The following is a 21,889-nucleotide window of genomic DNA, read 5'->3' as shown; positions in this document are numbered from 1 at the left end:
AACAAAAACCGGAGTGATTCAGGCTTGTCGGACAGAGTTCCGGAAAAAGGGGCGTGAGCAGGAAAGCGACGATCAGCTGCGCGAGGATGTCGATGGCCGACCGGGACTTGGAGTTGGGGCTTGACGCCCTCACCAAAGTCGGCAGCGCCCACGTTTCCGTGGACACGGCGTCCGGCGCCGCTGCAGCGCCTTGATCGAGTCGATACCGATTCAAGGGAGTGGCTCCGGAAAGTACTGCGCTCGCCAATGGGAGCAGGGGAACGGCGTGTTGCCGGCGCACTCACGGATCCTGGTTCCGTGTGGCCGCGTAAGCGGCGAATCCGATGCCGTTACTCCCGTTCCGGTCCGCGCGCGTCGGACGCGACGGCTTCCATAATGCGCTTCAATTCCCCAACGATATCGCCATGATGTTTGGCGAGGTAAGCGGCCACGGCCGCGTTGCCGAGCAACTTGGTCATGAAGCCCTTGGCGACCACCAGCACCAGCATGGTCTCGCCGAGCGTGTCCTCCACGACCCGATAATCCTGATGCAGCTTTTCCATCTCGCGTTCCATGCGAGCGATGTCCTCCGGCGTGACGCCGGCGGCGGGCTTCGGCTTGCGCCCATCGACCAATTGCTCCGGCCGCGTCGTCGCCAGGATCATGCGTGCGTAATTGACCGTGAAACGGCTGGCCGACACCATCATCTCCGCCGCCACAATCTGACGCATGGGCTTCATCTTGCGCAGAACGGCGAACACGCCTTGGCTCACCATCCGGTCTTTCAGCATCGTGACCACTTCGGGGGCGATGCCCTTGAGCAATTGCTGACGCTCACGGATGCGTTCGACATTGATATCGAACGACTGCGCGATCCGCTCCGGAGCCAAGCCTATTTCGATCCCCTTCAGGATCATCTCATGTTCTTGGATAGGACTCAGGCGGTTGATCCGCCGGTTGTAGGTGAAGCCCTCGTCGTCGGTGGAAACAAGGCAGACCGCTTCCGTTCCGCCAAGCTCCTTCAGGGCTTCGAGCCGCAGGTGTCCGTCAAGCAGGATGTAGTAGCGGTCGCCCTCACCGGTCCCGCGTCCTTCCGGATGGACAGCCAGCGGTTCGATGATCCCGACCTCGCGGATCGTGGCGAGAATGGTCCGGTATTTCGGTGACTGGCGGATGTCCTTGCCAAGCTGGCGGGTCGGCAGGATATGGTCAACTGGGACGGTGATGGTCTTTCCCTCGAAGCCGTTCCGAACGTGGGTCATGGCCTCGAGTCTCCCGACAACCGGTCGGTCAATACCTTGGGCATGTCATCGATGCCTTCGGCGCGCAGGAGGGTGCGGAAATGTTCGTCCGCCAGCAGCCGGCGGAGCGTGGTCGTCACGAACAGGAGCCGTTGCTCGCCGATCTCCGCCTTCTTCACCAGAAGGCTCCGTCGACGAACCTCCGTCTGATAGGTCTGGAGCAACTTGTGCGGGGTCATCGCCGTGTCGATCTTCTGCGTCCAACGTCCATACTGCTTGCCCAGCACCCGACGGCGGTCGATGAGCCGACGGACCTGGATCAACTGCTCACCACGCAGAAGCCCTGTCTCGTAAGCCTCCATCATCGCAACCTGGATATCCTCATCGCCCGCCCTGGCGATCTGGGAGGCGAGATTGATGGGCAGCCAACCCTTCTCGACGGCGGCGATGAGACGTTCCTCGCCAGCCTTCAGCAGGACGAGGATGCCACTGATGTAACTGGGATCAAGGCCGGTCTTTTCGGCGATCTTCATCACACCGTAGCCTCGCTCCTCCAGCACGCGGACCGCGGTGAGCAGATCCCGATTGGAATGCTTGCGGCGGGCGAGGTTCTCGATCAGGCTGATGAGGTAGAGGTCGGCTTCGCCGGCTTCGACGACCATCGCAGGAATCCGAGTCTCGCCCAGCGCCTTGAACGCTTCCATCCGGCCCTGGCCGCACACCAAGTCGTAAAACGGCCCTTCGCCGTCGGCGCCGTTTTCAGTCACGGTGACCGGGCGCTTCAGGCCGACGGTGGCGATGCTCTCGACGAGGCCGGAAAACACCTTTTGATTGCGGCTGCGTGGGTTCAGAACCCGGATGCGGTCGATGGGGATCGACCGGATTTCCGAAGGCCCGCCGACATGGTGTGCGGCGGGTTGTTTTCTCGAACTCATCCTGGCACCTCCTTGAGGCTGACGCGCTTGGCCATGTTCATCAAGGCGCTCAGACCGTCGAAGCGGTAGGCGTCGATGCCGGCTCCGTTCTCCTCCGCCAACCGTAGTTTCGGCGCCGTCATGTCGATGGAGGGAAGCAGATAGTAGTCACGGACATCGTCGTTGCCGGGCGTCATCCGCACCGCCACGGTCAGGTCGGGGACCAGCCCGGCATCGAGCCGAATCACCCAGCGCCGTGCCCCGGCTGGGGTTTCCTGGCAGCGGCTCAACACCAGCGACACGGTGAATTCCTCGTTGACGGTCAGAAGGTCGGTGCGTGCATCGATCGCCACCCGGCCGCCGGCTTGGCGGATGCGGGCGAGGGTATCCTCGACGAGGCGGGGGTGGAGATCGCGGAGGTGGCGGTTGATCTCGATATAGCGGTAGTCCCGTCCGGGCCGATAGCCGATCAGCGAATAGGCTCGTACCAAGCTGCCGAAGCGGTGCCGGTAGGCGCCGCTGGAGGGCATGCCCTCGCACTCGTCGATGACGAGACCGGAAAGGTATCCTTGATGCGCCAGCAGGCTCTTCAGCCGCTCCAGCATCTCCGGGTCGGACAGCCGTTGGCTGCGCGTGAGGATGAGAGCCTGTGCGGCCTGGAACAGCCCCGGATCAAGGATGGGGGCGAACGCTCCTTCGGCCCTGATCCACATGTCAGACCGGTTGACCACGCGTTTGCCTTTCAGTTTGCAGGAAATCCGGTTGTAGATGTTGGTGCCGATGTACTTCTCGTTGGTGAGCAGTTGATGGACGCTGCCCCGCGTCCAGGGGCGGCCGAAATCGGTGAGCTTACCCTCGGTGTTGAGGAGTGCGGCGATCTCTCCCTCGGTCTTTCCGTCCTCAACAAAGGTGCGATACACCCGTCGTACGGTTTCGATCTCATCCTCTGGACCAGGAACGAGGATCACCCTGTCGGTCTGAAGGCTCTTGCGCTCACCGGGGCCCAGCAGGCTCTTGGGTCGCCGATCCTGATCGATCATCTGCCGGCGCAAGCCGTAGCCGGCCGGCCCGCCCTGACGAAAACCCAGCTCGATCAGGCGGCACTGACCGGCAAAGACCTTGTGCGACAGCTCGCGGCTGTACTCCCCAGCCATCTTGCGCTTGATCATCTTTTGAAGGTCGGATCCCATGCTGCCGTCGTTCTCGAACGACTCGGCGCAGTACTCGACCCTTACACCCGCGCGTTTGCAGACGTACTCGTAATAGGCGCTCTCGTCAGCGTCTTGGAAACGTCCCCATCGGCTGACGTCGTAGGCCAGAATCACCGAATAGTCGGCACGGCCATTCTGGACGTCGTCGATCAGGCGCTTCAGGCCGTTGCGGCCATCGATGGCCAGCCCGCTCTTGCCTTCATCAGCATAAGTGCGAACGATTTCAAGGCCATGTCGGGCAGCGTATTGTCGCATGGCATCGGCCTGATTCTCGGTTGAGTATTTTTGATGCTCCGTCGACATCCGCACATACTCAGCCGCCCGCACCGGGCGGGAAGGATCAGGAGAGTCGGCATCCGTCCGGAGGGAGCGCATGGCGAAAGCAACTTTTCAGGACCGTCGCCTTCCAAATTATTTTACGCAGTGTATAAACGCAAGCGTCAAAGCCGCAGCGCGTCCACCTATCGCCCAGGGCGACGTGGTCGTAAGATCACGACGCGGCTTTCAGGAGTGTTTGAGGTGGTCCCCGTTCCCCGGACAGTTGGATAAGCTTGGTTCGCCCATCAGGAAGGACGGACCCGATGACGGGGAAACGGAAGCGGTATTCGGCGGAGTTCAAGGCGAAGGTGGCGCTGGAGGCGATTCGGGGCGAGCTGACGGTGTCGCAGCTCGTGGCCAAGCACGGGGTGCACCAGACGCTGATCAACGCCTGGAAGAAGCAGGCCGTCGAGGGGATGGCCGGGGTGTTTTCCGGCAAGGCGGAGGCTGCTGAGGCCAGCCATCAGGGCGAGGTGGAAAAGCTGCACGCCATGATCGGCCAGTTGGTCGTGGAACGCGATTTTTTGCGCAAGGCCTCCGGACGATGAGCATTGGCCGGAGGCGGGAGATGATCGAGCCGGAGCATCCGCGCCTGTCGATCACGCGACAGTGCGCGCTGGTGTCGCTCAGCCGCTCCAGCTATTACGAGCCGGTGAAGGGCGAGCCGGCCGAGAACCTGGAGCTGATGCGGCGGATCGACGCGCAGTTTTTGGAGACGCCCTGGTACGGCAGCCGGCAGATGACCCGTCATCTCCGGCGCCAGGGGCAGGAGGTCAACCGCAAGCGGGTCCGCCGTCTGATGCTGCGGATGGGCTTGCAGGCGGTCTACCAGCGTCCAAAGACGACGGTGCCTCATCCGGAGCACAAAATCTGGCCGTACCTGCTGCGGGACATGGTCATCGACCGTCCGAACCAGGTGTGGTGCGCTGATATCACGTACATTCCCATGCGCCGTGGCTTCCTGTACTTGGTCGCCGTGATGGACTGGGCGACACGTCGGGTGCTGGCGTGGCGACTGTCGAACACCATGGACGTCGAGTTCTGCCTGGAGGCGGTGGAGGAGGCGATGGCGCGGCACGGCCGCCCGGAGATCTTCAACACCGATCAGGGCAGCCAGTTCACCAGCCCGCGCTTCACCGGCCTCTTGACCGCGGCCGGCATTCGGGTGTCGATGGATGGACGGGGCCGCTGGATGGACAACGTGTTCATCGAACGGCTCTGGCGATCGCTGAAGTACGAGTGTGTCTACCTCCATGCCTTCGAGTTGGGCAGCGAGGCGCGGGCCGGAATCGGCCAGTGGATCGAGTATTACAACGCCGACCGACCGCACTCTGCGCTCGGCGGCCGAACCCCGGCTGAAGCCCACCAGGGCGTCCCGGTTGGGATCAGATTGGCGGCATGACACGGACCTGAACCAAGCTTATCCCAGCCGCAAAACTGTCCGGGGAACGGGGACCACCTCAGTTCGTGCCAAAGAGAAGGGGAGCGCGGCTCCGTCGCCGGTGAAGATCCAGTCGGTGGTGATCCCGTGCAATTCCTTCAGTCGCGCCATAACCAACGGGTCAGGCAGGCGTTTGCCGCTTTCCCAGTGATTCCATGTCGCCGCCTTTACCCCCAAAGGCTCGTAAAGGTCCTTCTGGGTAAGGCCGAGCGCCAACCGGGCCGCTCGCAAGCGATTGCCGATGGCCTTCAGGTCGTCGGGATGGCGCTTTCGGGTCATGATCAATAGGTTACTCAGCGTAAAGAAAAGAGGCAAGGCACAACAACGCCGAATTGCCACGCTCACAGCGTCATCATGGGCGAACGCGGCACGGGTACCCGCCTCCCTTCCAACCCGCCACCGTGGACTTGGCGTTGCCGTCAGTTGCCCGCGGCCCGGGTGCAGGTCACCAGGAAATCGATCAGGCGCTGGGCCGACGCGTCCAACTCATCCCCGGCGCGGGTGCAGATGGCCAGTTCGCGGCGCGCCCACGGCTCGTCGAGCAGCAAGAGCGTCAGCCCAAAGGCGGCCACCAGCGGCTGCGCCGCCAGTTCCGGCAGGATGCCCAGCCCCAGCCCGTGCAGCACCATTTGGCACATGGCCTCGAAACTGCGGACTTGCACGCGCACCCTCGGGGTCTGCCCGCTGCGGCGCGCCTGATCGGTCACAAGCCGGTGCACGGCGGTTGCGTGGTCGAGCGTGACGAGTTCTTCCTTGAGAACCGACGCGAAGGCGACCGGGCCGCCATGGGCCAGAGGATGGTCGGACGGCACGACGATGGCCAGGCGGTCTTCGGCGTACGTCCGGGTGCGGAGTTGCCACAGGTCGCCACCCCGCACGATGATGCCGATGTCTGTTTCCTTCTGGTAGAGCGCCTCGACGATCTCGACACTCGGGCGCTCCTGCAGTTCCAGACGGATCGAGGGGAAGGCGCGGGCGAAGGCGGACAGGTCGCCGGCCAGCCGCTGCACCAGCGCCGAGCTGCTGGCGAACACCCGCACGGACCCCCGCACGCCGGCACGGTAGTCGGCCAGTTCGGCGTCGAGCTGCTGGTTCATCCCCAAAACCCCGCGCGCGTAGCGCAGCACCGCCAGTCCCGCCGGGGTCGGCTCCACGCCGTAGGGAAGCCGGTGCAGCAGCGCGGTGCCGCAGCCGTCCTCCAGGAGCTTCACGCGCCGGCTCGCCGCTGACAGGGCGAGGTTCGACTGGCCGGCGGCGCGCGTGATGCTCTTCGTCTCGCACACCCGCAGGAACAGCAGCAACGTCTGGATATCATGCCGCACCATCCGCCGCCCCTTCCCGCTTGAGGATCTCAGCGGCGGCTTTCGACGGGCCGCCTTGTCTGATTCCGCAGGCAACCAGTGTGCAGCAGCCCCGACACCGGTGCAACGGTGCTTCCGCCTTCGAATTCCGCGAAGGCTGACTACAGGGAAATCTAATTCGTTCGCATAGCAAACAAATGATACCGTTTCTTCCAGAGCGCACTTTGGCCGCCAAGCGGTGGCCGGGTGCACGGGCAGGGATGGAAACGAGGGCGATCACACATGGCCGCGTCGAGCACCCCCCATGAACGAGCCGGTACCGGTTCGGTCGGCGACCGACTGACGGCGTCGGACGCCTTGGCGAACCTCCGCGTGCTGGACCTGACGCGGGTGCGGGCCGGTCCGACCTGCTGCCGCATCCTCGCCGACTTCGGCGCCGACGTGATCAAGATCGAGGCGCCGGCCGGGGCCGACCCGAACGATGGCATGAACGGGCCGCGCGACGGCTACGACATGCAGAACCTTCACCGCAACAAGCGCTCGTTGTCGCTGAACCTCAAGACGCCCGAGGGCAAGGCCGTCCTCGGCCGCCTCGTCCGCACCGCGGATGTCGTGGTCGAGAACTACCGTCCCGACGTCAAGCACCGCCTGGGTATGGATTACGAGACGCTGCGGGCGATCAATCCGCGCATCGTCCTGGCCTCCATCTCCGGCTTCGGGCAGACCGGCCCGTACCGCGACCGCGGCGGCTTCGACCAGATCGCCCAGGGCATGGGCGGGCTGATGTGGCTCACCGGGCTGCCCGGCCAGGGGCCGGTGCGCGCTGGCGTCGCCATCGCCGACATCTCCTCCGGCCTCTACGCCGCCGTCGGCATCCTGATCGCGCTGGCCGAGCGCGGAGACTCCGGAGAGGGGCAGTGGGTGCAGACGTCGCTGCTGCAAAGCCAGATCGCCCTGCTTGACTTCCAGGCCGCCCGCTACCTCGTCGACGGCGTGGTGCCGGAGCAGGCGGGCAACGACCACCCAACCTCGACCCCCATGGGTCTGTACCGGACGGCGGACGGTTTCATCAACATCGGCGCCTCCGGCGAGGATCTGTGGCGCCGCCTGTGCCGCGCCGTCGGGCATCCGGCCCTCGCCGAGCGGCCTGAGTTCCGCAGCGAACCCGACCGTCTGGCCAACCGGCCGCAGCTCAACGCCGAACTTGGCGCCATCTTGGCGGAGCGCCCGTCGCACGAGTGGCTGGACGCGTTCACCGCGCATGGTGTGCCGGCCGGGCCGGTCAACCGGATGGACGAGGTGTTCGCCGACCCGCAGGTCGAGTATCTGGGCATGGCGGTGCCGGTGCAGCACCCGCGCCGCGGCGCCATCCGGCTGGTCGGCCAGCCGGTGGTGCTGTCGCGCACGCCGGCCGGCATCGCCGCCCCCACGCCGGAGGCCGGCGCGCACACCGACGACATCCTCGGCGGCCTCGGCTACACACCGCAGGAGATCACCGATTTCCGCAGCCGGAGGGTGATCTGATGGATACGCCGTCGCTCCGCTACCGGACCACCGGCCCGGTGGCCCGGCTGACCATCAACAACCCGGCGCGCCGCAACGCCATGACGCTCGACATGTGGGCGGCGCTGCCCGATCAGGTGCGCCGCGCCGAGGTGGACCCGGAGGTGCGGGTCATCCTGCTGCGCGGGGCCGGCGACGCCGCCTTCTGCGCCGGGGCCGACATCTCGCAATTCTCCGAGAAGCGCAGCGGCGAGGCCGAGGGGCGGGTCTACGACGCCGCGGTCGAGGCGGCGCAGGCGGCGCTGTTCGCCGCCGGAAAGCCGACCGTCGCCTATGTCCGCGGCGCCTGCTTCGGCGGCGGCGTCGGAATCGCCTTGAGCTGCGACCTCCGCGTCGCCGCCGCGGACGCCCGCTTCCGCATTCCGGCGGCGCGGCTGGGCCTGGGCTACACCTTCTCCAACGTCGAGCTGGTGACGGCGCGCCTCGGTGCCTCGACGACGGCCGACCTGCTGTTCACCGCCCGCACGGTCGATGCGGAGGAGGCGTTCCGCTTGGGCCTCGTCGGGCGCCTGTTCGGCGCCGAAGAAGCCGACGCGGCGGTGGAGGATCTGGTGACCGCCATCGGCGGCAATGCCCCGCTCACCCTGCGCGCGGTCAAGCGCGCCCTGGTCGAGCTTGCCCAGCCGGCGGTGGAGCGCGACACCGCCGCCGTCGATGCGCTGGTGCGAGCCTGCTTGGGCAGCGACGACTATCGCGAGGGTCAGGCGGCGTTCAAGGAGAAGCGGGAGCCCAGCTTCCGCGGGGTCTGAACGAACAACGGGGGAGGGACGTCGGATGAGCGAGCTTTCGGCCCAGGAGGCCTTCGAGATCGGCAGTCTGTACAGCCGGTACAACCTGTGCAGCGACCTCGGCGACCCCGACGGCTACGCCGACTGCTTCACGGCGGACGGGGTGCTGGAGCTGATGCCGCACGAGCTGCGCATCGCCGGCCGGGCCGGGCTGCACGGGCACAAGGTGCGTGACCTCGCCACCCGGCAGGGCTACCGGCGGCACTGGAACGGCAACCTGCTCCTGGAACGGCGCGACGACGGCTCGGTGCGTGGTCGCTGCTACCTGATGGCCTTCAACGGCCCGTCGGGTGAACTGCCGGCCATCGGCGACTGCGGGGTGTACGAGGACGACATCGTGCTCGACGGCGGCACTTGGCTGTTCCGCCGCCGGCTCCTGACCATGGACGCCAGCACCTGGACGCGGAGGTGACGGCGATGGACGACATCCTGACCATGGGCGCGGCGGAGCTGGCGCAGGCGGTGGGCAGCCGCCAGATGTCGGCCCGTACCGTGGCCGAGGCCTTTCTCGCCCGCACCGAGGCGGTGAACGGCGTGGTCAACGCCGTGTGCACCCTCAATCCAGCGGCGCTCGCCGAGGCCGAGGCCTGCGACGCCCGCCTGGCCTCCGGCGCCGCTCCGCGGCTGCTGGAGGGCGTGCCCTTCGTCGTCAAGGACAACGTCGACACAGCCGGCCTGCGCACCACCTATGGCTCGCGGCTGCGCCAGGACTTCGTGCCCGCCGAGGATGCGGTGGCCGTGGAGCGGCTGCGTCGCGCCGGTGCGGTGCTGCTCGGCAAGACCAACGCGCCGGAGTTCGCGCACGACGTGAACACCACCAACGCGCTGTTCGGCACGACGCGCAACCCGTGGCGGCTCGACGCGACCTCCGGCGGGTCGAGCGGCGGGACGGGCGCCGCCGTCGCCGCCGGCATGGCGCCGATCGGCATCGGCACCGACCTCGGCGGCTCGATCCGCGTGCCGGCCGCCTTCAACGGCATCGTCGGCGTCCGCCCGACGCCGGGCCGCGTCCCGGTCTATCCCAGCGCCTTCGCCTGGGACACCCTGGTCGAGCACGTCCAGGGCCCGCTGGCCCGCAGCGTCGAGGACGCCGGGCTGATGCTCGCGGTGATGGCCGGGCCGGACGATCGCGACCCCGCTTCGCTGCCCGACGACGGCATGGACCTCGCCGCCGCCGCCCGGCGCACCGACACCGTGCGCGGCCGACGGATCCTCTACGTCGAAGATTTCGGCGGGCTGGTGCCCACCGACCCGGAAGTGGCGCGGCTGGCCCGCGCCGCCGCCCTCGCCTTCGAAGACCTCGGCTGCGTCGTCGAGAGCGGCGACCTCGCCGCCGGCTTCGACGTGGGCGGCCTGCGCGAGATCGTCATGGGAACGCGGGCGTTCGGCATGGTCGGGCGCTATGCGGACCTGCTCGACCACCACCGGGCGGAGATGACCGCCCCGCTCGTCAACCAGATCGAGGACGCGCTCAAGCGCTCGGTTCGCGAGGTAGCCGCGGCGGAGCGGCTGCGTGGCGACTACTGGCACCGGGTGCGGCGGGTGCTGGAGCGTTTCGACCACATCATCGCCCCCTCGGTGGGGATCGCGGCGTTCGACCTCGACCGGCCCCTGCCGACCGAGATCGCCGGACGGCCGCTGGAGCGCTTCTACGACGTGTTCCTCGGCACCTACGCCTTCTCCGTCACCGGGCTGCCGGTGGTGGCGGTCCCCTGCGGCTTCACGTCGGCGGGGCTGCCGGTGGGCGTCCAGATCGTCGGCCGGCGCCTGCGCGACGACCGCGCGCTGGAAGCGGCCGCGGCCTTCGCGCAGGCGCGCCCCGAGCATGTCCGCCGTCCGCAGGTCGACACCGCGTGGCGGCCGCCCGAACACGGGGAAACGGGCACGACCGGCTACAAGGTGGCGTGAGGGGAGGACGGACATGGAAGGACCGATATGGATCTCGACCTGAAAGGCAAGCGCGCGGTGGTCACCGGGGCCAGCAAGGGCATCGGCCGCGCCGTCGCCGAATCCCTCGCCGGGGAAGGCTGCGACCTCGCGCTGGTGGCCCGCGGGTCCGCGGAGCTGGAGGAGCTGGCGGCGACCCTGTCCGCGCGCTTCGGCGTCGCGGCGGCGGCGGTGCCCACGGACATGGCCGACGAGCGGGCCCGGCAGGCCCTGGCGGCGGACTGGGCCGGCGCCGACATCCTGGTCAACAACGCCGGCGCCATTCCGGGCGGCGAGATCGGCGAGGTCTCCGACGAGGTGTGGCGCGGCGCCTGGGAGTTGAAGGTGTTCGGCTACATCGCGCTGTGCCGGCTGTTCTACGCCGCCATGAGCGAGCGCGGCCGCGGCGTCATCGTCAACGTCATCGGCACCGCCGGCGAACGGCCCAACGCCGCCTACATCGCCGGCACCACCGGCAACGCCGCCCTGATGGCGTTCACACGGGCGCTCGGCGCGCGGGCGCCGGACGCCGGGCTGCGGGTGGTCGGCGTCAATCCCGGCATGACCGCCACCGACCGCGCCGTGACGATGATGCGGACCTTCAGCGCGCAGAGGCACGGCGACGCCGAGCGCTGGCCGGAGGTGGAAAGCGCCCTCGGCCTGCCGTTCGGACGGATGGGCACCCCGCGCGAGGTGGCCGACGTGGTGACGTTCCTGGCCTCGCCGCGGGCCGGCTACGTCAGCGGCACCATCGTGACGGTGGACGGGGGGGCCAGCAACCGCAGCGCCTGAGCGGAATCGGAAAACGACGCGTCAGGACCGCACACAGGGGCAGCGCCCGGAAAAGGGCCAACGAAATGGGCCAACGAAATGGGAGGAAGGCACATGCGCACGCTCACGATGACCGGACTGGCCACGATGACCGGCTTGGCGTCGGTCGCAGCCCTGTCGCTGATGGCGGCGCCGGCCGCCTTGGCCGAGACCGGCGTCACCGCCGAAACCATCGTCATCGGCGGCATGGGCGGGCTCACCGGCCCCTCCGCCGGCCTCATCATCCCGCAGCTCAACGGGGTGCAGGCGGTGTTCGAGGAGGCCAACGCCGCCGGCGGCATCCACGGCCGCAAGATCGTCTATACCAAGCAGGACGACGAGTGCCTGCCCAGCCGGGGCGTCGGCGCGGTCAAGAAGCTGATCCACGAGGAAAAGCCCTTCATGATCGTCGGCGGCGGCTGCTCCAACGCCGCCATCGCGCAGAAGCCCGAGGTCATCGAGGCGAAGATCCCCTGGGTGATCGTGGCCTCCACCGCCGACTCCCTGACCGAGCCGGTCAACCCGTACATCTTCACGACCATGTCGGCCGCCTGGATGGAGGTCTATGGCCAGCTCCAGCTCGCCCTCGACCAGGGCAAGACGCGCATCGCCGTGGTCTGGCAGCCGGACGCCTGGGGCAAGGCGCGCCTCGATCCGATGAAGCAGGCCTTCAAGGCCAAAGGCATCGAGCCGGTCTCCATCCAGGAGATTGCCGTCGAGCCGACCGACACCACACCCACCGTCCTGCAGCTCCAGGCCACCAAGCCGGACGCCGTGCTGCTGCTGCTGTTCCCCAAGGCGGCGGTGCCATTCCTGCGCGACGCCTACAAGGTGGGGCTCCAGCCGCTGATGGTCGGGGGCTCGCCGCTCGGCGAGATCGACGTGCTGGCCAAGGGCGTCGGCTCGCCCGACTCCGTGAAGAATCTCCGCGCCGTCACCGCCGCCGGCTACGGCGTCGACGACCCGCAGGTGGCGAAGTGGAAGGGCATCGTCGAAAAGCGGTTCGGCGACCGCTTCAACGTCCTGCACATGTACGGCATTTCCGCCGGGCAGTTCGCGGTCGAGGCACTCAAGCAGGCCGGTCCGGAGCCGACGCGGGAGAAGATCCTCCAGGTCATGTCGAACCTGACGGTGAAGACCGACACCTACGCCGGTCCGCTGGAGTGCAAGCCCACCGACCACCAGTGCCACAAGGCGCTGGGCATCTTCGCCTTCCAGGACGGCCGCGTCACCGGCATCGGCGTCACCAAGCCGACCCGCTGATTCCGCATCCCTGCGCCGGCTCCCCGAGGGGACCGGCGTAGCCCTCCAGAGAAAGGAGCCCGGCGGTGCTGCTCGCCTACGCCTTGTCCTCGGGGATCACCAGCGGCGCGCTCTACGCGCTCGTCGCGGTCGGCCTCGTGCTCTGCTACCGGACCACCGGCCACATCAACTTCTCGCACGGCGAGCTGTTCATGATCGGCGGCTTCCTTGCCTTCACCCTGCATGTGATGTGGGAGTTGCCCTACATCGTGGCGCTGCTGGGTGCGGTGGCCGGCTCGTTCGTGCTGGGCGTGCTCACCGACCGCGTCGTCTACCAGCCGCTGATCAAGGCGCCGCCGATCGCCATGGTCATGGCGACGGTTGGGTTGTCCTTCGTGCTGAAGGGCATCGGCCGCCACTTCTGGGGCGGCCAGGGCGAGGTGGTGCCCTTTCCACCGCTGGTTAGCCCGGCCCCGGTCCTCATCGGCGGCGTCGCCGTGTTCCCGCAGCAGCTCGTGGTCATCGCCAGCGTGGCGGTGTGCATGCTGCTGCTGACGCTGTTCTTCACCCGGACGCGGGCCGGCAAGATGATGCAGGCCACCGCCGAGAACGCGCACGCCGCCTACCTCGTCGGCATCCGCGTCGAGCGCGTCTACATGCTGACCTGGGGCGCCGGGGCGGCGCTCGCCGGGGTGGCTGCGGTCTTCGTGGCGCCGCTCACCCTGCTCACCCCGGACATCGGGCTCAGCCTGCTGCTGAAGGCGTTCGCCGCCACCATCCTCGGCGGGCTGGGCAGCATGACCGGCGCGGTCATCGGCGGGCTTCTGGTTGGCATCCTCGAGGCGCTCGCCGGCACCTACATCGCCAGCAGCATCCAGGACGTCTCGGCCTTCATCATCATTCTGGCCGTGCTGGTGTTCCGGCCGACCGGTCTGCTGGGCGCACGCGCCCGACGGGAGGTGTGAAGCGATGGTCACCCTGTCCAACGAACCCTCGGCCGAACCCTCGTCCCCCCGTGCCCTCAAGCGCCGCAACCTCGGCCGGCTGGTCGGCCGGCGCCCGGCGCTCGCCGTCGGCGTCCTGCTGTTCGTCGTGCTGCCGCTGGTGGCCAACCCCTATCAGGTCTATGTCGGCAACCTGGCGCTCATCTACGTGATCCTGGCGGTCGGCCTGAACATCCTGCTCGGCCTCGCCGGGCAGCTCTCCTTTGCCAATGGCGCCCTGTTCGGCGTCGGCGCCTATGCCACCGGCCTGCTGCGCCTCGATGCCGGCCTGCCGTTCTGGCTGGCCCTGCCGGTCGGCACCGCCATCACCGTGGCCATCGGGCTGGCGGTCGCGCTGCCGGCGCTGCGCCTGCGCGGGCTCTATCTGGCGCTCGCCACCATCGCCTTCGCGCAGTTCGCGCTGTGGACCTTCGTGCACTGGGACTCGGTGACCCACGGCACGGCGGGCTTCGTCATGACGCCGGTCGACTTCACGGCGCTCGGCCTGCGCACCACCACGGGCATCTACTATCTGAGCCTCGTCCTCGCCGTCCTGCTGGTGGCCGCGGCGTACGGCATCATGCGCTCACGCGTCGGCCGCGCCCTGGTGGCCCTGCGCGAGAGCGAGGTGGCGGCGGAGTCCATCGCCGTGGACATCACCCGCACCAAGATCGTCGCCTACGCGCTGACCGCCGTCTACGCCGGGGTGGCGGGCGGCCTGTTCGCCGGCCTGCTGAACGTGGTGGTGCCGGAGTCCTTCAACCTGTTCCAGATCGTCCTGCAGTTCTGCATGGTCGTCGTCGGCGGCCTCGGCTCGATCGCCGGGTCGGCGATCGCCGCCGTGCTGCTGATCGGTATGCAGGAAGGGCTGCGCGGCATGCAGGACCTGCAGGAGATCGGCCTCGGCCTGCTGCTGCTGGGCATGCTGCTGTTCGCGCCGGGCGGCCTCGTGCAGGCGCTGCGGCGCTGGCTGCCGGGGTGGACGGAACCGCACAGCCGAGGGGAGGAGGACTGATGGCCGAACTCAGCATCGAACGCCTGTCGCTGTCGTTCGGCGGCCTCGCCGCGCTCAGCGACGTGGACATCGCGGTGCCGGCCGGCGAGATCCGCGGCATCATCGGCCCGAACGGCGCCGGCAAGACGACCCTGCTCAACGTCGTCTCCGGCCTGGTGCGTCCGACCGAGGGCGAGATCCGCCTGGACGGCCAACCGCTCACCCGCCTCAAGGCCAGCGAAGTGGCCGCCCGCGGCGTCGGGCGCACCTTCCAGACCTCGCTCCTCTTCAAGGGGATGACGGTGCTCGAGAACGTCATGGCGGGGATGCACCAGGGACTGCGCACTTCGGTTCTGGCCGCCGCCGTCGGCCTGCCCGGCGTGCTGCGCGAGGAGCGGCAGGCCCGCGAGCGGGCGCGCGAGGCGCTGGCCTTCGTCGGGATGCTGTCCTTTGCTGAGCGTGACGGCGCATCGCTGTCGTTCGGCCAGCAGCGGCTGGTGGAGATCGCCCGTTCGCTGGTCGCCGAGCCCAAGGTGCTGCTGCTGGACGAACCGGCGGTCGGCCTCAGCCCACCGCGTGTCGCCGAACTGGACGAACTGCTGCGCCGCATCCGCGACAAGCGCGGCATCACCATCATCATGGTGGAGCACGTCATCCGCTTGGTGATGGGCGTGTGCGACCGCATCACCGTTCTGAACTCGGGCCGGAAGATCGCCGACGGCACACCGGACGTTATCCTCGCCGACCCGTTCGTCAAGGAAGCCTATCTTGGAAAGAGCCCCGATGCTGACCGTGCGTAATCTTAGCGTCTGGTACGGCCTCAGCGAGGTCCTGCGCGACGTTTCCTTCTCGGTTCCCCGTGGCGAGGTCGTCGCGCTGCTCGGCGGCAATGGCGCCGGGAAGACGACGCTGCTGAAGACGCTGAGCGGCCTGGTCAAGCCGCGCGGCGGCGCGGTGGAGTTCGACGAACGGCCGATCGCCGGCCTGCACCCGCACGACATCGTCACCAAGGGCGTGATCCAGGTGCCGCAGGGCCGCTTCGTCTGGCCCAGCATGACGGTTGCCGACAACCTCGCCCTCGGCGCCGCGACGCGCCACGACAAGGCCGGTATCGCCGCCGACCTGGAGCGCGTCTACGACTTCTTCCCCCGCCTGCGCGAGCGGCGGATCGTGCCGGCTGGAACCCTGAGCGGCGGCGAACAGCAGATGGTGGCGATCGGGCGCGCGCTGATGGCGCGGCCGCGAATCCTGCTGATGGACGAGCCGTCGCACGGCCTGTCCCCACGGCTGGTCCAGGAGATGATCGAGGTGATCCGGCGGCTCAACGAGGAGGGCATGACCATCTTCCTCATCGAGCAGAACATCGGTGTCCCCGCGGCGGTCGCCGGCACCACCTATGTACTCGCCAACGGCGCGATCGCCTTCCAGACCCACGGCTCGAAGGTCGCCGACGACCCGGAGGTGCTGAGCAGCTATCTCGGTGGCGGTCGCCATTGAGCCGCACGGTTGACCAGTGCCATTGGCCCGAAGTCCAGCCGTTACAGGCAACTGAAATTCCCTGTTCCCGACCAAATACCGAATCGGCGATCGCTCCGGGAATACCGAGAAAACCAGCGTTGGGTAGGCTGCTCGACGCCAGTCAATGCCAGTGCGTCAGCCGAATTCCCTGTATTTTCCCTGCTGAGCAGCAAAGCGGCCTCGGAGTCCGGCCGAACCTGCCTGTCATGGGCATTGCCAGCGACAGCGAACTTCGCCTCGGACTTCGTACTCCGCCAGTTTTTCCTGCTGACTTTGCTGTGGCGTCAGCAGGAACAAGATACCGCCGTACTTCCGGGCGGTTAGCGTTTTACTTCCCCAGACATCGACCCTGCGAAGGGGCACAAGCCGCGCTGCTTGGCCGGTTCGTACCCGATTTTCTCTGCCGGTCCGTGATCGACTTCCCTTTCGGGCGCGAAAGGTTACTCGCCTGCCATGGCGCTGTCTGCCGGTTCGGGGAAGTTCAACCTATCGGACGCCGCGTCCGCTCGCCGACACGGACGGCATGATCCGCTACCGCGCCAGCACGCTGGACTGTGCGCCCTGTCCGCTCAAACCGCGCTGCTGTCCGAACACTTCCGCGCGCAAGGTGCCGCGCTCCATCCATGAAGGGGCTCGCGATCTGGCGCGCGCCATCGCCGCCACGGATGCCTACGCCACCTCGCGGCGCGAGCGGAAGAAGGTTGAGATGCTGTTCGCCCCCCTCAAACGCATCCTGAGAATGAACCGGCTGCGATTGAAGGGGGCGAACGGGGCGCGCGATCAATTCCACCTCGCGGCCGCCGCCCAGAACCTCCGCAAGCTTGCCAAATTCACCCCGATGCCGGAACCCAGGCCGGCATGAGGGGCCTTTGCCCGCTGACCCTTCGCCGGCGCCACAGGGGCGCCCTGCCGACAACCGACTTTTTCAACACCATCGGTCTCCCTCCGCCAAAACCAGACACCAACGCTTGGCACGGGTCACGACAGTTGGGTCGGTTCGCCGGCGTCATGGATCAGCACGACGACGGACCGCGCTTCCACCAGATAGGACAACTCACTCAGCGTCGGCGCCAAGCTCCACTCGACGATATCACATGGGGGGTCGAGCGAGGTGTCGATCCATCGGCGCCATGGGCCAACACGGCCGTCATTTGCTGGCGGAAGGTCAAAGCGAAGCGGTTTCCAGTAGGCGTTCAGGATCAGGTAAATGCGAAGCCGGCCCTGCTCCACCTTCGCTTCGACGGCGATGCTGTGGGAATCGCGGCTCCAATCCGGTTGCTCGGGAGTCACGCCGTGCCAAGTAATCTTCGCCTTCCGGAGCAGCTGCCGCAAAGGCACCCGCTCGTACATCCTGTCCCGCAGACTTCGGCGTGTGTTGAGCACAGTCACGAACCGGTGCACGTCCGCGTGCGTCTCGACCAGCGTCCAATCAAACCAACTGGTCTCGTTGTCCTGGCAGTAGGCGTTGTTGTTGCCGGACTGGGTGCGCCGCGCCTCGTCGCCCATCGTGATCATCGGGATGCCGAGCGATAGCATCGTCACGGTCAGGAGGTTCTTCACCTGGCGGTTTCTCAGCCGCTCGATTGCCGGATCGTTGGTCGGGCCTTCGACGCCGCAGTTCCAACTGCGGTTGTCGTCCGCGCCATCGCGGTTGTCCTCGCCGTTCGCCTCGTTGTGCTTGCGGTCGTAGGACACCACGTCGTTGAGCGTAAAGCCGTCATGGCAGGTCACGAAGTTGACGCTTTGTTCAGCCTCCCGCTCCTCATGCCCATAGATCTCCGGGCTGCCCAGGATGCGGTCCGCGATCTGGGTCACCGATCCCGGTTCACCGCGGAAAAACGCACGCACGTCGTCACGGAACCGTCCGTTCCATTCCTTCCAGCTGTCGCCGACGAAACTGCCGACCTGATAAAGGCCCGCCGCATCCCAAGCCTCGGCGATCAGTTTCGTACCGGCAAGCGCCGGTTCCGTTTCGATGTCCCACAGGATCGGCGCGTTCGGGATCGGATGTCCCGATGTGTCGCGGGACAGAACCGAAGCCAGATCGAAGCGGAAGCCGTCCACATGCATCGTCTCGACCCAGTATCGAAGGCTGTCCACGATCATGCGCCGGACGACAGGGTGATTGGCGTTCAAGGTGTTCCCGGTGCCCGTGTAGTTGGCGTAGCGGGATCGGTCGTCTTCGAGAAGATAGTAGGTGGGATTGTCCAACCCTCGGAAACACAGGGTCGGCCCGTTGTGGTCGCCTTCCGCCGTGTGGTTGAAAACGACGTCGAGGATGACCTCGATGCCGCCGCGGTGCAGCGCCTTGACCATGTCGCGGAACTCGTCCAGCGGACCGAGCGGATCGGAACGCGAACTGTACGCCGCATGCGGCGCAAAGAACGAGACCGGCGCGTATCCCCAGTAGTTGACCTTTCCCGGCGGGCAATCCTGCGCATCGAATTGGAACACCGGCAGCAGTTCCACCGCGGTGACGCCCAATTTCTGCAGGTACGGAATCTTCTCGATCAGCCCGGCAAACGTGCCGCGGGTCTTCCCGCCGACGCCGGAACTGGGATGGCGTGTGAATCCGCGCACATGCATCTCATACACGATGGTCTGCGCGGACGACCGCCGCAACGGTGCGTCGCCTTCCCAATCGTAGGACCCCGGATCCACAACCACGCTTTTCATGGCGGCGCCGCAATCGTCACCGGGTTTGCGGATGTCGTCGCGGCTGTAGCGGTCCGGAACGACCACCGCGCGGCCATAGGGATCAAGGAGAAGCTTGTCCCGATCGAAGCGCAGGCCGTTGGCGGGGTCCCATGGCCCCTCGGCGCGATACCCATAGATTTGGCCGGCCGTCACGCCGGGAAGAAACACGTGCCAGTAATGATAGGTGCGATGGGTGGAGGGATCGAGGCGGATCACGCGCGCAGGCCCCGCATCCTCGGCGCGGTCGAAAAGCAGCAGCTCGATTCCGGTCGCGTGCTTCGAGAACACGCTGAAGTTCGTCCCCTGGCCGGTGGGGATCGCTCCCAGCGGCGCCGCGGCTCCCCGATCGGGAGGACTGGGTGTGCCAGACCGCCCCGCATCCTCGTCAACCTGGACCGCCGATCCGGCCCTCACGGCACCGCGCACGGCTTCGCATCCCATATCTCGGCGGCGTATTCGGCGATGGTGCGATCGCTGGAGAACCGGCCAGAGTTGGCGATGTTCATGATGACCTTGCGCGTCCAGTCCTGCGGGGCCGCGTAGGACGCCAGCAACCGCCGGTCCGCCTCCAGATAAGCCGTGAGATCGGCGAGATGCATGAATCGGTCCCCGCCTGTCAGCAGCGCGTCGCGCAGAGGTTCGAAGATGCCCGGTTCGTTGCGGTTGAAATGGTCGGAAAAGACCAGATCCAGCGCGGCGCGGGTTTCCGGTTCGTTGTGGTGATGCCAGAATGGGCTGTACCAGCCGGCGCTGCTGGCCACCTGATCCGCCGTCAACCCGAACAGGAAGAAGTTTTCCTCGCCGGCGGCTTGCCCCATCTCGATCGTCGCGCCATCGCGCGTGCCGATCGTCAATGCACCGTTCATCATGAACTTCATGTTGCTGGTGCCGCTCGCCTCATAGCCCGCCGTCGAGATCTGGTTGGACACGTCGGAGGCCGGAATCAGCTTCTCGGCCAGGGACACGCCGTACTCGGGCAGGAACACCACCCTGAGACGGCCCCGCACCGCCGGGTCGTCATCGATGGTGGCGGCGAGGTTGTTGAGGAATTTGATGATCACCTTGGCGAGACGGTAGGCGGGTGCCGCCTTTCCCGCGAAGAAGAAGGTCCGCGGCGCCATGTCGAGGCCGGGGTTCTGCCGCATCCGGTTGTAGAGCACGACGATCCGCAGCCCGTTCAGAAGCTGCCGCTTGTATTCGTGGATGCGTTTGATCTGGCAGTCGAAGATCGTGTCGGGATCGACGGCGATGCCGTTGGTCGATGCAAGCCACGCCACGAAGCGGTGCTTCATGGCGCGCTTGGACTCCCGCACGGCGTCCTGGAAAGCCCCGTCGTCGGCAAGCGGCGTCAGCTTGGCCAATTGGGACAGGTCGGTGATCCAGCCGTCTCCAATGGCGTCGGTGATGCAGCGGGAGAGGGCGGGGTTGGCCAGCCGAAGCCAACGCCGGGGCGTCACCCCGTTGGTCTTGTTGCTGAAGCGCTCGGGATACAGTTCGGCCAGATCCTTGACCGTCACGGTGCGCAGCAGATCGGAATGGATCGCAGCGACCCCGTTGGTGCTGTGCGATCCGACGATGGCGAGGTTGGCCATCCGGATCTTCCGCGGATCGCCCTCCTCGACCAAGCTCACGCGCTCGATACGGCCCTCATCGCCGGGAAAGCGGGTCCGCACTTCGTCGAGAAGCCGGCGGTTGATCTCCAGGATGATCTCCAGGTGGCGCGGCAGCAGAAGCTCGAACCAGGGCAGCGGCCATTTTTCGAGCGCCTCGGGCAGCAGGGTGTGATTCGTGTAGGCGAGTGTCCGCCGCGTGAGATCCCACGCCTCCTCCCAGCCGAGCCCCGCGTCGTCGAGCAGGATCCGCATCAGTTCGGACACCGTCAGGCTCGGGTGGGTGTCGTTGAGCTGGACGGCGACCTTGTCGGGAAGCACCCGCCAATCGGTCGGGCTGCCGACCGCATTGGTCCGGCGGAAGCGCCGCACGAGATCCGCCAGGGAACAGGCGACCAGAAAATACTCCTGCACGAAGCGCAGGCCCTGACCCATGCTCGTCGAATCGTCGGGGTACAGGACCCGTGTGAGGGACTCCGCCGAGAGCCGTTCGGCGAGCGCGCTGACGAAGTCGCCGGCGCTGAACGCCTGAAAGTCCAACGCGTGCGGTGCCGCCGCCGCCCAGAGCCGCAATGTGTTGATCGTTCGGCCGCCGTATCCGATGACGGGGCGGTCATACGGAATACCGAGCAGGCTGGACGGCCGGCCGGGCACGGCGGCGAATGTCCCGTTGCGCACCTCGAACGAGCAGCCGAGCGTGATCTCCACAGACTCCTGCGGCCGAGCGACCTCCCAGGGATCGGGCCGGCGCAGCCAGTTGTCGGGCTGTTCCTGCTGCCAGCCATCCCGCAGGCTCTGCCGGAAAATGCCGTATTCGTAGCGGAGCCCATATCCCATGGCCGGGATCTGCATCGTGGCCATGGAGTCGATGAAGCAGGCCGCCAACCGGCCGAGCCCCCCGTTCCCCAGCCCGGCGTCGGGCTCCTCGTCGAGCAGGGCAAGCCAGTCGATCCCCTTCTCGTCGGCGACCCGCGCCACGACCGGATCGAGAAGGAGGTTCATGACGTTGTTGGCCAGGGAGCGCCCGATGAGGAACTCCAGGGAAAGGTAATAGACGCGTTTCGGGTTCTCGCGTTCGTAGGTCTGCTCGGTGCGAAGCCACCGCTGTGACAGCACGTCGCGCACGGAGCGGGCGACCGCCTCGTAGCGTTCGCGGGGACCGACCGATGTGGGGTCGACCACATGGTCGAACATCAGGTGCCGCTCGTAGAGCGCGTCGCGCGTTCCGGTGAAGTGGATCGGGCCGCATCCATATTGCTGGAGCAGGTCCGTCGATCCAGAGACGTTCGACGCCGTTGCGTCGGCCATGGTCATGTCGCTGCTCATGGCGTTTCCTCCTCACCCGGTCGCGGC

The 21,889-nt window shown here is 67.0% G+C and carries 18 protein-coding genes and 1 pseudogene; 12 read left to right on the top strand and 7 right to left on the bottom strand.

The window, feature by feature from the left end:
• Window positions 1-329: 329 nt before the first annotated feature.
• The 3 genes from ABAZ39_RS11535 to ABAZ39_RS11525 are packed head-to-tail and all read right to left on the bottom strand — an operon-like array spanning window position 330 to window position 3,720.
• Window positions 330-1,241 (bottom strand): plasmid partitioning protein RepB C-terminal domain-containing protein, encoded by a 912-nt coding sequence (locus ABAZ39_RS11535; protein ID WP_038529501.1) that lies wholly within the window; start codon window positions 1,239-1,241, stop codon window positions 330-332.
• Window positions 1,238-2,155 (bottom strand): plasmid partitioning protein RepB C-terminal domain-containing protein, encoded by a 918-nt coding sequence (locus ABAZ39_RS11530; RefSeq protein WP_038529499.1) that lies wholly within the window; start codon window positions 2,153-2,155, stop codon window positions 1,238-1,240. The genes ABAZ39_RS11535 and ABAZ39_RS11530 overlap by 4 nt, the downstream gene beginning before the upstream one ends.
• A complete protein-coding gene (locus ABAZ39_RS11525) occupies window positions 2,152-3,720 on the bottom strand; it encodes a recombinase family protein (RefSeq protein ID WP_257722213.1) in 1,569 nt (522 codons plus the stop codon). The genes ABAZ39_RS11530 and ABAZ39_RS11525 overlap by 4 nt, the downstream gene beginning before the upstream one ends.
• A gap of 206 nt (window positions 3,721-3,926) precedes the next feature.
• Here ABAZ39_RS11525 and ABAZ39_RS11515 point away from each other — a divergent pair.
• Window positions 3,927-5,065 (top strand): IS3 family transposase gene (locus ABAZ39_RS11515; protein WP_103041826.1). Its coding sequence is split into 2 segments (ribosomal slippage): window positions 3,927-4,182 and window positions 4,182-5,065, totalling 1,140 coding nucleotides; the frame shifts between segments, so codons are not numbered across the junction.
• 18 nt (window positions 5,066-5,083) lie between these two features.
• Here ABAZ39_RS11515 and ABAZ39_RS11510 read toward each other — a convergent pair.
• Window positions 5,084-5,383 (bottom strand): helix-turn-helix domain-containing protein, encoded by a 300-nt coding sequence (locus tag ABAZ39_RS11510; protein ID WP_051658103.1) that lies wholly within the window; start codon window positions 5,381-5,383, stop codon window positions 5,084-5,086.
• Window positions 5,384-5,523: 140 nt separating this feature from the next.
• Window positions 5,524-6,429 carry a LysR family transcriptional regulator gene (locus tag ABAZ39_RS11505; RefSeq protein WP_038529488.1) on the bottom strand — a complete coding sequence of 302 codons (906 nt, stop codon included), beginning with the start codon at window positions 6,427-6,429 and terminating at the stop codon, window positions 5,524-5,526.
• A 258-nt stretch (window positions 6,430-6,687) separates the two neighbouring features.
• Between ABAZ39_RS11505 and ABAZ39_RS11500 the strand changes: the two genes are divergently transcribed.
• The 11 genes and pseudogenes from ABAZ39_RS11500 to ABAZ39_RS11450 all read left to right on the top strand — a co-directional run.
• Complete coding sequence (locus tag ABAZ39_RS11500) at window positions 6,688-7,929, top strand: CaiB/BaiF CoA transferase family protein (protein ID WP_051657969.1); 1,242 nt, start codon at window positions 6,688-6,690, stop codon at window positions 7,927-7,929.
• Window positions 7,929-8,717, top strand: coding sequence for an enoyl-CoA hydratase (locus ABAZ39_RS11495; RefSeq protein ID WP_051657968.1), 789 nt, complete (start codon window positions 7,929-7,931; stop codon window positions 8,715-8,717). Before ABAZ39_RS11500 ends, ABAZ39_RS11495 begins: the two co-directional genes overlap by 1 nt.
• A gap of 25 nt (window positions 8,718-8,742) precedes the next feature.
• A complete protein-coding gene (locus ABAZ39_RS32975; protein ID WP_051657967.1) occupies window positions 8,743-9,168 on the top strand; it encodes a nuclear transport factor 2 family protein in 426 nt (141 codons plus the stop codon).
• A gap of 5 nt (window positions 9,169-9,173) precedes the next feature.
• Entirely contained in the window at window positions 9,174-10,664 is a 1,491-nt protein-coding gene (locus ABAZ39_RS11485; RefSeq protein ID WP_051657966.1) for an amidase, read from the top strand.
• Between the two features lie 27 nt (window positions 10,665-10,691).
• The gene (locus ABAZ39_RS11480; RefSeq protein ID WP_038529486.1) at window positions 10,692-11,474 is read left to right on the top strand and encodes a short-chain dehydrogenase/reductase; all 783 of its coding nucleotides are present in this window, start codon (window positions 10,692-10,694) and stop codon (window positions 11,472-11,474) included.
• A gap of 93 nt (window positions 11,475-11,567) precedes the next feature.
• Window positions 11,568-12,755 carry an ABC transporter substrate-binding protein gene (locus ABAZ39_RS11475; protein WP_038529484.1) on the top strand — a complete coding sequence of 396 codons (1,188 nt, stop codon included), beginning with the start codon at window positions 11,568-11,570 and terminating at the stop codon, window positions 12,753-12,755.
• A 65-nt stretch (window positions 12,756-12,820) separates the two neighbouring features.
• Window positions 12,821-13,699, top strand: coding sequence for a branched-chain amino acid ABC transporter permease (locus ABAZ39_RS11470; protein ID WP_014241452.1), 879 nt, complete (start codon window positions 12,821-12,823; stop codon window positions 13,697-13,699).
• Window positions 13,700-13,703: 4 nt separating this feature from the next.
• On the top strand, window positions 13,704-14,732 hold the full coding sequence (locus ABAZ39_RS11465; RefSeq protein WP_051657965.1) for a branched-chain amino acid ABC transporter permease: 1,029 nt from the start codon (window positions 13,704-13,706) through the stop codon (window positions 14,730-14,732).
• Entirely contained in the window at window positions 14,732-15,511 is a 780-nt protein-coding gene (locus ABAZ39_RS11460; protein ID WP_038529482.1) for an ABC transporter ATP-binding protein, read from the top strand. Before ABAZ39_RS11465 ends, ABAZ39_RS11460 begins: the two co-directional genes overlap by 1 nt.
• A complete protein-coding gene (locus ABAZ39_RS11455; protein ID WP_038529480.1) occupies window positions 15,495-16,208 on the top strand; it encodes an ABC transporter ATP-binding protein in 714 nt (237 codons plus the stop codon). The genes ABAZ39_RS11460 and ABAZ39_RS11455 overlap by 17 nt, the downstream gene beginning before the upstream one ends.
• Before the next feature lie 508 nt (window positions 16,209-16,716).
• Window positions 16,717-17,091, top strand: a pseudogene (locus ABAZ39_RS11450) (transposase); the annotation flags it as partial.
• Window positions 17,092-17,207: 116 nt separating this feature from the next.
• Here ABAZ39_RS11450 and glgX read toward each other — a convergent pair.
• The gene (gene glgX, locus ABAZ39_RS11445; protein ID WP_038529476.1) at window positions 17,208-19,367 is read right to left on the bottom strand and encodes a glycogen debranching protein GlgX; all 2,160 of its coding nucleotides are present in this window, start codon (window positions 19,365-19,367) and stop codon (window positions 17,208-17,210) included.
• On the bottom strand, window positions 19,337-21,862 hold the full coding sequence (locus ABAZ39_RS11440; protein WP_051657964.1) for a glycogen/starch/alpha-glucan phosphorylase: 2,526 nt from the start codon (window positions 21,860-21,862) through the stop codon (window positions 19,337-19,339). The genes glgX and ABAZ39_RS11440 overlap by 31 nt, the downstream gene beginning before the upstream one ends.
• Window positions 21,863-21,889 lie beyond the last annotated feature (27 nt).

Source organism: Azospirillum argentinense, from assembly GCF_000632475.1.
Classification (GTDB): Bacteria; Pseudomonadota; Alphaproteobacteria; order Azospirillales; family Azospirillaceae; genus Azospirillum; species Azospirillum baldaniorum.
This window is presented reverse-complemented; position numbering and strand designations above follow the sequence as displayed.